Source organism: Pseudomonas sp. B8(2017) (assembly GCF_002113575.1).
Taxonomy (GTDB): domain Bacteria; phylum Pseudomonadota; class Gammaproteobacteria; order Pseudomonadales; family Pseudomonadaceae; genus Aquipseudomonas; species Aquipseudomonas putida_Z.
Window position 1 is genome coordinate 45,294 of sequence record NZ_NEIO01000017.1, and the last position, 12,233, is coordinate 57,526.

13 protein-coding genes are annotated in these 12,233 nt (G+C 64.3%); 6 read left to right on the plus strand and 7 right to left on the minus strand.

The window, feature by feature from the left end; translation table 11 throughout:
* The first annotated feature begins 41 nt into the window (after positions 1-41).
* Positions 42-1,436, plus strand: a complete 1,395-nt coding sequence (sthA, locus tag CAG22_RS20765; RefSeq protein ID WP_015269541.1) for a Si-specific NAD(P)(+) transhydrogenase — start codon at positions 42-44, stop codon at positions 1,434-1,436.
* A 42-nt stretch (positions 1,437-1,478) separates the two neighbouring features.
* Here the strand turns inward: sthA and CAG22_RS20770 are convergent, their stop codons facing one another.
* Together CAG22_RS20770 and CAG22_RS20775 are read right to left on the minus strand one after the other, a co-directional pair.
* Positions 1,479-2,201, minus strand: coding sequence for a glycerophosphodiester phosphodiesterase (locus CAG22_RS20770; RefSeq protein WP_015269542.1), 723 nt, complete (start codon positions 2,199-2,201; stop codon positions 1,479-1,481).
* Positions 2,202-2,232: 31 nt separating this feature from the next.
* Complete coding sequence (locus tag CAG22_RS20775; protein WP_085706057.1) at positions 2,233-2,817, minus strand: PilZ domain-containing protein; 585 nt, start codon at positions 2,815-2,817, stop codon at positions 2,233-2,235.
* A gap of 93 nt (positions 2,818-2,910) precedes the next feature.
* On the opposite strand from CAG22_RS20775, the gene CAG22_RS20780 reads away from it, so the two are divergent.
* The 3 genes from CAG22_RS20780 to CAG22_RS20790 all read left to right on the plus strand — a co-directional run bounded on the left by CAG22_RS20780 (position 2,911) and on the right by CAG22_RS20790 (position 6,155).
* Positions 2,911-4,161 (plus strand): lipoprotein-releasing ABC transporter permease subunit, encoded by a 1,251-nt coding sequence (locus tag CAG22_RS20780; RefSeq protein WP_085706058.1) that lies wholly within the window; start codon positions 2,911-2,913, stop codon positions 4,159-4,161.
* A gap of 7 nt (positions 4,162-4,168) precedes the next feature.
* The gene (gene lolD / locus CAG22_RS20785; protein WP_169774647.1) at positions 4,169-4,852 is read left to right on the plus strand and encodes a lipoprotein-releasing ABC transporter ATP-binding protein LolD; all 684 of its coding nucleotides are present in this window, start codon (positions 4,169-4,171) and stop codon (positions 4,850-4,852) included.
* 61 nt (positions 4,853-4,913) lie between these two features.
* A complete protein-coding gene (locus CAG22_RS20790; RefSeq protein WP_085589453.1) occupies positions 4,914-6,155 on the plus strand; it encodes a lipoprotein-releasing ABC transporter permease subunit in 1,242 nt (413 codons plus the stop codon).
* Between the two features lie 219 nt (positions 6,156-6,374).
* Here the strand turns inward: CAG22_RS20790 and CAG22_RS20795 are convergent, their stop codons facing one another.
* Both CAG22_RS20795 and cinR read right to left on the minus strand, forming a co-directional pair.
* Complete coding sequence (locus CAG22_RS20795; protein ID WP_085706059.1) at positions 6,375-7,727, minus strand: heavy metal sensor histidine kinase; 1,353 nt, start codon at positions 7,725-7,727, stop codon at positions 6,375-6,377.
* Positions 7,724-8,404: a two-component system response regulator CinR gene (gene cinR / locus CAG22_RS20800; RefSeq protein WP_025338336.1), complete on the minus strand. Its 681-nt coding sequence runs from the start codon at positions 8,402-8,404 to the stop codon at positions 7,724-7,726. Before cinR ends, CAG22_RS20795 begins: the two co-directional genes overlap by 4 nt.
* Positions 8,405-8,668: 264 nt before the next feature.
* Between cinR and queF the strand changes: the two genes are divergently transcribed.
* Positions 8,669-9,499, plus strand: a complete 831-nt coding sequence (gene queF / locus CAG22_RS20805; protein WP_085706060.1) for an NADPH-dependent 7-cyano-7-deazaguanine reductase QueF — start codon at positions 8,669-8,671, stop codon at positions 9,497-9,499.
* A gap of 146 nt (positions 9,500-9,645) precedes the next feature.
* Here queF and CAG22_RS20810 read toward each other — a convergent pair whose 3' ends face one another.
* Complete coding sequence (locus CAG22_RS20810) at positions 9,646-9,909, minus strand: DUF4404 family protein (protein WP_004376395.1); 264 nt, start codon at positions 9,907-9,909, stop codon at positions 9,646-9,648.
* A 122-nt stretch (positions 9,910-10,031) separates the two neighbouring features.
* The gene (locus tag CAG22_RS20815) at positions 10,032-10,595 is read right to left on the minus strand and encodes a phosphonoacetaldehyde phosphonohydrolase-related protein (protein WP_085706061.1); all 564 of its coding nucleotides are present in this window, start codon (positions 10,593-10,595) and stop codon (positions 10,032-10,034) included.
* Between the two features lie 200 nt (positions 10,596-10,795).
* On the opposite strand from CAG22_RS20815, the gene CAG22_RS20820 reads away from it, so the two are divergent.
* Entirely contained in the window at positions 10,796-11,503 is a 708-nt protein-coding gene (locus CAG22_RS20820; protein ID WP_015269550.1) for a VacJ family lipoprotein, read from the plus strand.
* 165 nt (positions 11,504-11,668) lie between these two features.
* Here the strand turns inward: CAG22_RS20820 and CAG22_RS20825 are convergent, their stop codons facing one another.
* Entirely contained in the window at positions 11,669-11,968 is a 300-nt protein-coding gene (locus CAG22_RS20825; protein ID WP_025338339.1) for a PilZ domain-containing protein, read from the minus strand.
* Between the last annotated feature and the right edge of the window lie 265 nt (positions 11,969-12,233).

The following is a 12,233-nucleotide window of genomic DNA, read 5'->3' on the forward strand; positions in this document are numbered from 1 at the left end:
CGAGCGACCGTGGCTTGCGGGCCAGTTCTGAAGGAGTACGCATGGCTGTCTACAACTACGACGTAGTGGTGCTGGGTTCCGGCCCGGCCGGAGAAGGTGCGGCAATGAACGCCGCCAAAGCAGGGCGCAAGGTGGCGATGGTCGATAGCCGTCGCCAGGTCGGGGGCAACTGCACCCACCTGGGCACCATCCCGTCCAAGGCACTGCGTCACTCGGTGCGGCAGATCATGCAGTTCAACACCAACCCGATGTTCCGTGCCATCGGTGAGCCGCGCTGGTTCTCGTTCCCGGACGTGCTGAAAAGCGCCGAGAAGGTCATCGCCAAGCAGGTAGCGTCGCGCACCGGCTACTACGCGCGTAACCGCGTGGACGTGTTCTTCGGCACCGGCAGCTTCGCCGACGAGCAGACCGTCGAAGTGGTCTGCCCGAACGGCGTGGTGGAAAAGCTCAACGCCAAGCACATCATCATCGCCACCGGCTCGCGCCCGTACCGCCCGGCCGACATCGACTTCCACCACCCGCGCGTCTACGACAGCGACACCATCCTCAGCCTCAGCCACACCCCACGCAAGCTGATCGTGTACGGTGCCGGCGTGATCGGTTGCGAATACGCCTCGATTTTCAGCGGCCTGGGTGTATTGGTAGAGCTGGTGGACAACCGTGGCCAGTTGCTGAGCTTCCTCGACTCGGAAATTTCCCAGGCGCTGAGCTACCACTTCAGCAACAACAACATCACCGTGCGCCACAACGAAGAGTATGAGCGCGTCGAAGGCCTGGACAACGGGGTGATCCTGCACCTGAAGTCGGGCAAGAAGATCAAGGCAGACGCCTTGCTGTGGTGCAACGGCCGTACCGGCAACACCGACAAGCTGGGCCTGGAAAACATCGGTATCAAGGTCAACAGCCGCGGCCAGATCGAGGTCGACGAGGCCTACCGCACCAGCGTGCCGAACATCTACGGTGCCGGCGACGTGATTGGCTGGCCGAGCCTGGCCAGTGCCGCTCATGACCAGGGCCGCTCTGCCGCTGGCAGCATCGTCGATAATGGCAGCTGGCGCTTCGTCAACGACGTGCCGACCGGCATCTACACCATTCCGGAGATCAGCTCGATCGGCCGCAACGAACAGGAACTGACCCAGGCCAAGGTGCCGTACGAAGTGGGCAAGGCCTTCTTCAAGGGCATGGCGCGCGCGCAGATCGCCGGTGAGCCGCAGGGCATGCTGAAGATCCTGTTCCACCGCGAAACCCTGGAAATCCTTGGCGTGCACTGCTTCGGCTACCAGGCTTCGGAGATCGTCCACATCGGCCAGGCGATCATGAACCAGCCGGGTGAGCAGAACAACCTGAAGTACTTCGTCAACACCACGTTCAACTACCCGACCATGGCCGAAGCCTATCGGGTAGCTGCCTACGACGGCCTGAACCGGCTTTTTTGAGCGGCTCCGACCGGTGGCCTGAGCCGGTCGGAGAGACCGATTTCAACCCTGCCCGAGGGTGGTCTTGGCCAAACCGGGAAAGTCTGTAATCAGGCTGTCCACGCCAAAATCAGCGAGCCGGCGCATCAGTGCCGGTTCGTTGACCGTCCACACCGACACGTGCAAACCCTGGCCCTGGGCTTTGAGCAGGCGCTCGGGGGTGCACAGTGTCCAGTTCAACGCCAGCAGCTCGCAGCCGTAGTTCTGCGCCACTTTCAGCGGGTCGAGCCAGGCGTATTCGGCCACCAGCCCGCGCTTGACGTCCGGCACCAGCTCCAGGGCGGCACCCAGCACTTCGCGTGAGCTGGAGGTGATGGTCACCTTGTCCAGCAGGCCGTACTGCTGGGCCAGTTCGCGGATTGCCAGCACGGTTGTGGCGGCACGGGTGCGCGAGGCGCTTTTCACCTCCAGCTGCCAGTGCTCGAACGGGCATTTCTCGAACAGTTCTTCCAGTTTCGGGATCGGGCAGGGCTGGACGTGGCCCGGGCCGCCTTTGCGGGCATCGATCTTGACCAGCTCGGCGGCCGGGTGCTCGACCACCTTGCCGCGTTTGCCGGTGGTGCGCTTGAGGGTGGGGTCATGGATCACCATCAGCTCGTTGTCGGCCGACAGGTGCAGGTCCAGCTCGCAGCGGGTCACGCCATGGGCGAGGCATTGCTGGAAGCTCTTCAGGGTGTTCTCGGGCGCTTCGCCCTTGGCGCCGCGGTGGCCGTAGATCAGGGTCACGTTCGTTCCTTCAAATCAGAGAAAAATGGGCTCAGGTGGCGGGGTCGTTCTGTTCCAGCTGCTGGCGTCGTTGCTGCTGCTGGCGCTGCAGGATGTAGCGAGCCAGCAGTTGCCGTTGGGCGTCGGTCATGTCGGTGAATTCGGTGCCGACCTCGAAGCCGCCCTCCGGGCGCGGGTCGCAATGGGTTACCTTGCCGCGCAGCAGCAGGCCGTGGGCGCGCGGCATCAGCACCATCTTCACCTTGACTCGGGTGCCGGGGGCCACCGCTGCGGCTTGCGCGAATTCGATGCCGCCCTCGGAAATGACCACCGGCTGGGGCTGGCCAACTTCGCCGATCAGGGTCTGGGCAACCACCGCGCTAAGCAGGTCGAGGCGTTTGTTCTGCGCGCGCAGGAAGGCGGCGAGGGTGCGGTCCTTTTCGCTCAGCTGGCGCAGCAGGTGCTGCGACTCGAAGTCGGACAGGTGCAGTTCGCTGAGCAGGTTGAATAGTGGCGAATCATCTTGCAACACATCTGGGTCAAGGGCTTCGGCCGCGCTGAGGGGGCTTATTTGAAGTGCGATCCGATCTTCGATGCGGTAGTATTCGCGGCGATCTTCTTCGTCTAATGTCGTCATGGCGAACCCAAGGTAGCGGCGGTGGTCCGAGTGTAAAGCCGCCGTAGGCGCCTCGCCACAAGGACGTTCCCTTTCATCCGAACAAGCCCCGACATGTTCAGACCTCTTTTCGCATTCATCGGCACGCGTTATACCCGTGCCAAACGTCGCAATCACTTCGTCTCGTTCATTTCCCTGACCTCGATGATCGGCCTCGCCCTGGGCGTGGTGGTGATGATCGTGGTGCTCTCGGTGATGAACGGTTTCGACCACGAGATGCGCACCCGCGTGTTGGGCATGATCCCGCATGCCACGCTGGAGAGCGGCCAGCCCATTGCCGACTGGCCGGCCCTTGCCCAACAAGTAAAGCAGAATCCGCAGGTGGTGGCGGTTGCGCCCTTCACCCAGATGCAGGGCCTGCTGACCCATGAAGGCAAGGTGCAGAAGGTGCTGCTCAACGGCATCGACCCGGCCCGCGAGCGCGAAGTGTCGATCATCGACAAGTTCGTCCTGCAAGGCCGCCTCGACCAGCTGGCGCCGGGCGAGTGGGGCATCATGATCGGCGACAAGGCCGCGGCCAAGCTGGGCGTGGGCATCGGCGACAAGCTCACCTTCGTCGCCCCCGAGGTCAGCGTGACCCCGACCGGCATGTTCCCGCGCATGAAGCGCTTCACCGTGGTCGGCACCTTCCACGTGGGCGCGGGCGAGATCGACGGCTACCTGGGCCTGACCAACATCAGCGACCTGTCCCGCCTGCACCGCTGGAAGCCCGACCAGGTCCAGGGCCTGCGCCTGAAGTTCGATGACCTGTTCCAGGCGCCACGGGTGGCCTGGGACATCGCCCAGCGCCTGGGTGACCAGGAGTTCTACAGCCGTGACTGGACCCGTACCCACGGCAACCTGTACCAGGCGATCCGCATGGAAAAGGCCATGATCGGCCTGCTGTTGCTGCTGATCGTGGCGGTGGCGGCGTTCAACATCATTTCCACCCTGGTGATGGTGGTCAACGACAAGCGTGGCGACATCGCCATCCTGCGTACCCTGGGCGCCACGCCCGGGCAGATCATGCTCATCTTCATGGTCCAGGGCACGGTGATCGGGGTGATCGGTACCCTGATCGGCGCCGTGGTCGGGATCGTCGCCGCGCTGAACGTGAGCGCGGTGATCGCCGGCATCGAGAAACTGATCGGGCACAAGTTCCTCAACGCCGACGTGTATTTCATCGATTACCTGCCGTCGCAGATCCAGGCCCAGGATGTGTACATGGTCTGCGGTGCGGCGCTGGTCCTGAGTTTCTTCGCCACCCTGTACCCGGCCTGGCGTGCGGCCCGCACCCAGCCTGCAGAGGCGCTACGTTATGAGTGAGTCGCGCATGAGTGATAAAGCCGTTCTGAGTTGCCGCAACCTGGGCAAGTCCTACGACGAGGGCCCGGAATCGGTGCAGGTGCTGTCGGGGCTCAACCTCGAGCTGCACGCCGGTGAGCGGGTAGCCATCGTGGGTAGCTCCGGCTCGGGCAAGAGTACCTTGCTCAACCTGCTGGGCGGCCTCGACCGGCCGACCCAGGGCAGCGTCTGGCTGGCCGGCGAGGAGCTGTCGGCATTGGGCGAGCGTGCCCGTGGCCTGCTGCGCAACCGCGAGCTGGGCTTTGTCTATCAGTTCCACCACCTGCTGCCGGAATTCACTGCCATCGAGAACGTGTGCATGCCATTGCTGATCGGCCGCACGCCAATCCCCGAGGCCCGTGAGCGTGCCGAGGCGCTGCTCAAGCGCGTGGGCCTGGCCCACCGCTTCAACCACAAGCCGGCCGAACTGTCCGGTGGTGAACGCCAGCGGGTGGCGATTGCCCGGGCACTGGTCAACCGCCCCGGCCTGGTAATGCTCGACGAGCCGACCGGCAACCTCGACCACCACACCGCCCAGGGCATCCAGGAGTTGATGCAGGAACTGTCCAGTGCGTCGCGCACGGCGTTCCTGGTGGTCACCCACGACCTCAACCTGGCGCGCCAGATGGACCGTGTATTGAAGCTCGACGACGGCCACCTGGTGGCGATCTGATCGACTGCACGGGGTGGCCGGTGCCGCTCCGTTTTCCTGTTTTCATTGGGTGATTTCGTACATGTTCAGACCCTTGCCCATCTTCATCGGTGCGCGCTACACCCGAGCCAAGCGCCGCAACCACTTCATCTCGTTCATCTCGATGACCTCGATGATCGGCCTGTCGCTGGGCGTGCTGGCGATGATCGTGGTGCTGTCGGTGATGAACGGCTTCCAGCGCGAAATGAGTTCGCGCATCCTCGGCCTGGTGCCGCATGCCGCCATCCTCGGCGTGCAGCCGCTGGACGACTGGCACAAGGTGGCCGACGCGGCCATGCGCGACCCGGCGGTGATGGCAGCGGCGCCGATTACCGAAATGGAAGGCATGCTGTCGTACAAGGGCGCGATGCAGCCGATCCAGGTAGGCGGTATCGACCCGGCTGAAGAGGGCAAGGTCTCGATCGTCGGCCAGCATATCGTCCAGGGCCGCCTGCAGGACCTGCAGCCGGGTGAGTTCGGCGTGGTCATCGGTGAGCTGACTGCGCGGCGCTTCCGCCTGAATACCGGCGACAAACTGACCCTGATCGTGCCGGAAATCAGCAAGGAGCCGGGCGGCATCACCCCGCGCATGCAGCGCCTGACCGTGGTCGGCATCTTCAAGGTCGGCGCCGAGCTGGACGGCTCGCAGGCTTACATCCACGTCGACGATGCCGGCGCCATGCAGCGCTGGGCGCCGGGCCAGGTGCAGGGCGTGCGCCTGAAACTGCACGACCTGTATGCCGCACCACAGGTGTCCAAGGCCATCGCTGCCGGGCTGGGCGATGCCTACCGTGCCGATGACTGGTCGCATACCCAGGGCAGCCTGTTCAGCGCCATGAAGATGGAAAAGACCATGATCGGCCTGCTGTTGCTGATGATCATCGCGGTGGCAGCGTTCAACATCATCGCCACCCTGGTGATGGTGGTGAACGACAAGGGCCCGGACATCGCCATCCTCCGTACCCTGGGCGCCACGCCGGCGCAGATCATGGGCACGTTCATGGTCCAGGGCAGCCTGATCGGCATTGTCGGGACGCTGATCGGTGGCGTGCTTGGGGTGATTGCGGCGTTCAACGTCAGCCAGATCGTCGGTTGGCTGGAGCGGGTGAGCGGGCAGCACATCTTTACTTCGGATGTGTACTTCGTCAGCAGCTTGCCGTCGCAGCTGCAGTGGGGCGATGTGGCGATCATCTGCACTGCCGGGTTGGTGATGAGCTTCCTGGCGACCATTTATCCGGCTTATCGGGCATCGCAGGTGCAGCCGGCGATTGGCCTGGCAGTTTGAGTAACTGTTGAGGGCCTCATCGCCGGCAAGCCAGCTCCCACCCCGACCGCATCGGCCTCAAGCCCTGCGCAGTCCCTGTAGGAGCCTGGCTTGCCAGCGATGAGGCCGGTGCAGGCAGTACAAGACGGTCGGTCCCACAGGATTGCATCAAGCCCAAGGCATGCGCTGTACCTGTGGGAGCTGGCTTGCCGGCGATGGGCTGCAAAAGCAGCCCTGATGTCACCGGCCTTCAGTGAAATCGATCACGAATCGTGTCCAACCGTCCGCACACTCCGCCTGAATGCGCCCACCATGGGCCTGCACGATCGACCGGGTAATCGCCAACCCCAACCCGGCATGCTCGCTACTGCCTTCCCGCCGCGCCGGGTCCACCCGGTAGAAGCGGTCGAACAACCGTGGTAACACTGCCGGCTCGATAGCCGCCCCGGTATTGGCCACGCCAATCCTCGGCCCTGGCCCCAATGTCACCTTTATCTGCCCACCCGACGGGGTGAAGCGCAAGGCATTGTCCAGCAAGTTGGACAGCGCCCGGCGCAGCATATGCCGGTCGCCCTGCAGCAGCGCCTCACCCTCGCGCAGCATCTGCACGCCGCTGTCCTCTGCCAGCGGCGCGTAGTACTCCAGCAGCGCATCCACCTCCTCATGCAGCACCAGCGGTGCTTGCCCCGGCACCAGCAGGCCATGGTCGGCCTTGGCCAGGAACAGCATGTCGTTGATCATCTGCGCCATCCATTGCAGCTCCTCGAGGTTGCCGTGCAGGGCTTCGCGGTACTCTTCGAGGCTGCGCGGGCGGGTGAGGGTGACCTGGGTGTGGGTCAGCAGGTTGGACAGCGGCGTGCGCAGCTCGTGGGCGATGTCGGCGGAGAATGCCGACAGGCGCTGGAAGGCATCGTCCAGGCGGTGCAGCATGGCGTTCATGGCCGTCGCCAGCTCGGCCAGCTCTTCGGGCATCTGTGCCACCGGCAGGCGTGTGGTGAGCGAGCGCGCCGATACGCTGGCAGCCACCTGGCCCATCTGCCGCAACGGTCGCAGCCCGCGGCGTGCAGCCCAGGCACCGAGCAGCGCCGTGGCCAGCGCCGACAGGCCCACCGTCAGCCAGATCAGCCGTTGCATGCCCTGCAGGAAGTGCTGGTGATGGGTGATGTCGAGGTACAGGGTCAGTTGTGGCGACTGCGGGGCGCCTTGCGCCAGGTGCACGGCCAGGCTGCGGTAGTCGGTGCCTTGCGCATGCAGGGTTGCCAGCCCGTCGGGCAGTGGCGTCCGCGGCAGGCCTGTGCGGCTTTCGAACCAGGTGGCGCCGTCGCTGCCGTTGATGCGCAGGGCCAGGTCGGCCTGGTGGCCCAGTTCATCGCGCAAGGCGGGCAGGCGCGTCTGCAGCTCGGCCGGGGTGGTGATGCCGGCCAGCTGGGTGCGGAACAGCGACAGGCGCGAGTCCAGCAGTTGCTGGTCCAGTTCGACGAAGTGCTGCTCGCTGGCCCGGCTGAATATCAGGCCGGCACCGAGCGAGACAGCGGCGGTGCAGGCGGCGAACAGCAGGGCCAGGCGGCTGCCGAGGGAGACCCGACGCATCACTCAGTACGCTCTTCGAGTACATAGCCCATACCGCGTACGGTATGGATCAGCTTGTTGGGATGTGGGTCGTCGATCTTCAGGCGCAGGCGGCGGATCGCCACTTCGATCACATTGGTGTCGCTGTCGAAATTCATGTCCCACACCTGCGAGGCGATCAGCGATTTGGGCAGCACCTCGCCCTGGCGACGCAGCAGCAGTTCAAGCAGGGCGAACTCCTTGGCGGTCAGGTCGATGCGCTGGCCGGCGCGCTCGGCGCGGCGGCGGATCAGGTCCAGGCGCAGGTCGGCCAGGCCCAGGGTGGTGTCCTGGCTGGGGCTGGTGCCCCGGCGCAGCAGGCTGCGCACCCGCGCCAGCAGTTCGGAGAAGGCGAACGGCTTGACCAGGTAATCATCGGCGCCCAGCTCCAGGCCGTGCACCCGGTCTTCCACGGCATCGCGGGCGGTGAGAAACAGCACCGGGGTGTCCAGACCGGCCTGGCGCACGGCCTGGAGGATCTGCCAGCCGTCACGGCCGGGCAGCATCACGTCGAGAATCAGCAGGTCGTGGTCGCCGGTCAGGGCGAGGAACTGGCCGGTCTCGCCGTCGGTGGCCAGTTCGGTGGCGAAGCCGGCCTCGTTCAGGCCCTGGCTCAGGTACTGGCCGGTACGGGCCTGGTCTTCGACGATCAGCAGTTTCATTAAGCGGCAGGACTCCAGGTGGCAGCGAGGGAACCTGTGGGAGCGGGCGTGCCCGCGAAGCATGCAACGCGCTGTATGGCACCGGCTTCGCCGGTGTTCGCGGGCAAGCCCGCTCCTACAGGGACCGGGTGATGCTGAGATGATACGTGACGATGCACCCGCTCGCCCCAAACTGACGAAGATGTAATCCCGCTGACTTGCGCTCCAAGGCGGGGTGCAAAACCGGTAGACTAGGGGCAATTTCGAACCTTCAGGTCAGTTTCCATGCATCCCGCTGCCGAACATTCCCCGCTGGGCAAGTCCAGCGAATACATTGCCACCTATTCTCCGGAGCTGCTGTTCCCGATTCCGCGTACCGCCAAGTGGGCCGAACTGGGCGTTACCGCCCAGACCTTGCCGTGGCAGGGTGTGGATTACTGGAACTGCTTCGAGCTGAGCTGGCTGCTGCCGTCGGGCAAGCCGGTGGTGGCGATCGGCGAGTTCGCCATCCCCGCCGATTCGCCGAACATCATCGAGTCCAAGTCGTTCAAGCTGTACCTGAACTCATTGAACCAGACGGTGTTCGCTTCGCTTGGCGAACTGCAGGCGTGCCTGGAGAAAGACTTGTCCGCGGCCGCCGGCAAGCCGGTCGGCGTGAAAGTGCGCACCCTGGCCGAGGTCGAGGCCCAAGGCGTGGTGGCCTTGCCGGGGCATTGCATCGATGCGCTGGACGTTGCCATCAGCAACTATGAACAGCCGCAGCCAGGGCTGCTGCGCTGCAACCCGGAGCGGCAGGTGGAAGAAACCCTGCACAGCCACCTGCTGAAGTCCAACTGCCCGGTCACCGGCCAGCCGGACTGGGGCAGCGTGGTGGTCGAGTACAAGGGCAGGGCGCTGGACCATGCCAGCCTGCTGACCTACCTGATCAGCTTCCGTCAGCATGCCGACTTCCACGAGCAGTGTGTGGAGCGGATCTACCTGGACTTGAAGAACCTGCTGCAGCCGGAGCATTTGACGGTGTATGCGCGCTATGTGCGCCGGGGTGGACTGGATATCAACCCTTACCGCAGCACGGGGGCGATCAGCCCGGACAACAAGCGCCTGGTTCGGCAGTAAGGTTCGCAAGTACGCCGGGGGGCGCTTCGCGCCCCTATCGCGACACAAGGCCGCTCCTACAGGTACAGCGCAAGATTTGAGGCATGCGCTGTACCTGTAGGAGCGGCCTTGTGTCGCGATAGGGCCGCAAAGCGGCCCCAGTATTTCTAGATCCCCATGCTGTGCAGCGAGTTGGCAATGCTGCGCAGGGTGGCGGTGAGGTCGGGGTGGTCGGCCTCGAAGCGTTCGATCGCCAGGTTCACGCCGTCCACCAGGTTGTTGTCTGGCGTGGCTTCCTCAAGCTTCAGTTGCGCCTCGATCTGGCGCGCTTCTTCGTGCAGCGCGGCCAGCTCCTCGTCCGAAAGCGGCACGTTGCGATCCAGTTGCTCGCGCAAGCTGTTCAGGCGCTCTTGCAATTCGCGGGCAGGCATTGGCAGTTCTCCATCAATGGCTTGGCAAGCCATGGACCTCAGCGAAGCGGCAAAGGTTCTGGCCTGTCTTCAGCGTAATCCACCTGCCGTTGCTTTGCATGATCCGCGTCAAAGGTGCTGTATCAGGGTTTTTCGCCCTTGCGCCGGCGCTGGGCGATGTCCTGCAGGCAGGTGTCCAGCGCCTCCAGGTGGTCGATGACCGAGTGCACGCCCAGGCTGAACAGTTCCAGCGTCGCCTTGCCACGGGCCAGGTCCTGTTCCTGCGCAGTCATGGCTTGCCATTGCCGCGAGCTGCGGTCGCAGAACGGGCTGCAGGCTGCCAGCCCTACCGTCCACAACCCCGCGTTCAGGCCGGACTGCAGCAGGCGTGGGTCGCCGCTGACCAGCACGCAGCCGTCCAGGCGTTCGCTGTCCAGTGTCATCAGGGCTTGCCAGCAGGCATTTGGCGCCGGCCAGCGCACGCCGTTCACCGAATGCCCAGGCAGCCAGGCAGGCAGTACATGGGCCAGGCGCTTGCTTTGAGTGGCGTCGAGGTCGTCCAGCCAGATGCATGGCACCTGGCGCTGGCGCAGGCTGGCGAGGGTGGCCAGGGCGCCGGGGGCGGGCGAGGGGGCGCCATTGGCGGCTTGCACCAGGCAGCCGCGCAAGCCGAACAGCACAGCGGTGAAGGCGGGTGCAGCGTCCATGGCAACTTCCCTCAAATAGTCCGCAGGCTATTCGGCGATTGTTACCGCCCTGTGACAACGGGCACCGCGCAACAGTTGTTCACAAAATATTGAGCAGAGATGTGTAAAGCTGTTTATCAGCCCGCAAGCCTCTATACTGCCGCCGTACAGCAGCGCACCCGTTTGCGCTTGCGGCCGAGAAATTCGATGGAGAAACACCTATGCGTAGGATCGGTGCCAGTGTGATCGAACGAGTCACCCAGGCCTGTGTCTGCGCCAGCATGCTGCTGGCGCCCGTGGCAGCCACCCAGGCCGCCACCGAGGAAGATCCCTGGGAAGCGGTCAACCGCCCGATCTTCCGTTTCAACGATACCCTCGACACCTATGCCCTCAAGCCATTGGCCAAGGGCTACCAGGCGGTCACCCCGCAGTTCCTCGAAGATGGCATCCACAACATCTTCCGCAACCTGGGTGACGTGACCAACCTGGCCAACGACCTGCTGCAGTTCAAGCCCCATGCTGCGGGCGTGGACACGGCGCGGCTGATCGTCAACACCACCTTCGGCCTGGGTGGCTTCTTCGACGTGGGTACCAAGATGGGCCTGCAGCGCAACGACGAGGACTTCGGCCAGACCCTCGGCTACTGGGGCGTGCCGAGCGGCCCGTACGTGGTCATCCCGCTGCTGGGCCCGAGCACCGTGCGTGACGGCGTGGCCAAGTACCCGGATACCTACACCAAACCCTACCGCTACATCGACCATGTGCCGACGCGCAATTCGATCTTCGCCCTGGACATCATCGACACCCGCGCCGACCTGCTGTCGGCAGAGAAGCTGATCCAGGGTGACAAGTACATCTTCATTCGCAATGCCTACCTGCAGAACCGCGAGTTCAAGGTCAAGGATGGCGAGGTCGAAGACGACTTCTGATCCTGCGCGTGCTTGGTCCTGCGCAGTCCCCGTGTAGGAGCGGCCTTGTGTCGCGATAGGGCCGCAAAGCGGCCCCGGCAATTCATGCGGCGAAGCTGAATCCGGGGGTGCTGCGCAGCCCATGGCGACACAAGGCCGCTCCTGCAGGGGGGCCCAGCAGGCCCATCAATGCATCGCCAGAATCCGCAACCCGAACTTCTGCTGCCCGCCCGGCTGGTCGGCAATCCACACCACTTCGGTGCTGGCGTGCAGCCCCTTCAGCGCCGGGTGGTCGGACTCGATCCGTACCTCGATATGGTCTCCCACGTGGAAGCGCTGCGGTGCCTGCACCTGCATGCCGCCGCTGGACAGGTCCAGGCACACTGCCGCGATCACCTGGCCTTCGTGCAGCAGGCTGACCTCGGTGTCGATGCGCATGCGGATGAAATCGCGTTTCTCGCCATGGCTGGAGGGCGTGTGGGGCATGCTGCATCCTTCCCATCGGGTTGCGCTGGTCGACTTTCTTATAACTCCCGGTGATTTGCCCTGTAAAGTGCGGCGGGGTCGACCCTTGCATGCTTGAAACGCCTGCCGGATGGGAGTACCGTCTGCGCCTTACAAGGTAGCTCTCACAGTTGCCGGACAGTTGCCGGGCAGGTGATCTTGTCCTACAACTCAAAGTAGAGTGTGACCACAAAGAATTCCCGTAGCTGGCCGTCTGCCTTGCCGACACCGCTGCACCAACCTAAAT

Coding starts and splice junctions, on each gene's coding strand:
- CAG22_RS20820 (WP_015269550.1), top strand. CDS start 10,796: ATGCGTAGGATCGGTGCCAGTGTGATCGAACGAGTCACCCAGGCCTGT.
- CAG22_RS20815 (WP_085706061.1), bottom strand. CDS start 10,595: ATGGACGCTGCACCCGCCTTCACCGCTGTGCTGTTCGGCTTGCGCGGC.
- CAG22_RS20825 (WP_025338339.1), bottom strand. CDS start 11,968: ATGCCCCACACGCCCTCCAGCCATGGCGAGAAACGCGATTTCATCCGC.
- sthA (WP_015269541.1), top strand. CDS start 42: ATGGCTGTCTACAACTACGACGTAGTGGTGCTGGGTTCCGGCCCGGCC.
- lolD (WP_169774647.1), top strand. CDS start 4,169: ATGAGTGATAAAGCCGTTCTGAGTTGCCGCAACCTGGGCAAGTCCTAC.
- CAG22_RS20810 (WP_004376395.1), bottom strand. CDS start 9,909: ATGCCTGCCCGCGAATTGCAAGAGCGCCTGAACAGCTTGCGCGAGCAA.
- CAG22_RS20780 (WP_085706058.1), top strand. CDS start 2,911: ATGTTCAGACCTCTTTTCGCATTCATCGGCACGCGTTATACCCGTGCC.
- CAG22_RS20790 (WP_085589453.1), top strand. CDS start 4,914: ATGTTCAGACCCTTGCCCATCTTCATCGGTGCGCGCTACACCCGAGCC.
- queF (WP_085706060.1), top strand. CDS start 8,669: ATGCATCCCGCTGCCGAACATTCCCCGCTGGGCAAGTCCAGCGAATAC.
- cinR (WP_025338336.1), bottom strand. CDS start 8,404: ATGAAACTGCTGATCGTCGAAGACCAGGCCCGTACCGGCCAGTACCTG.
- CAG22_RS20775 (WP_085706057.1), bottom strand. CDS start 2,817: ATGACGACATTAGACGAAGAAGATCGCCGCGAATACTACCGCATCGAA.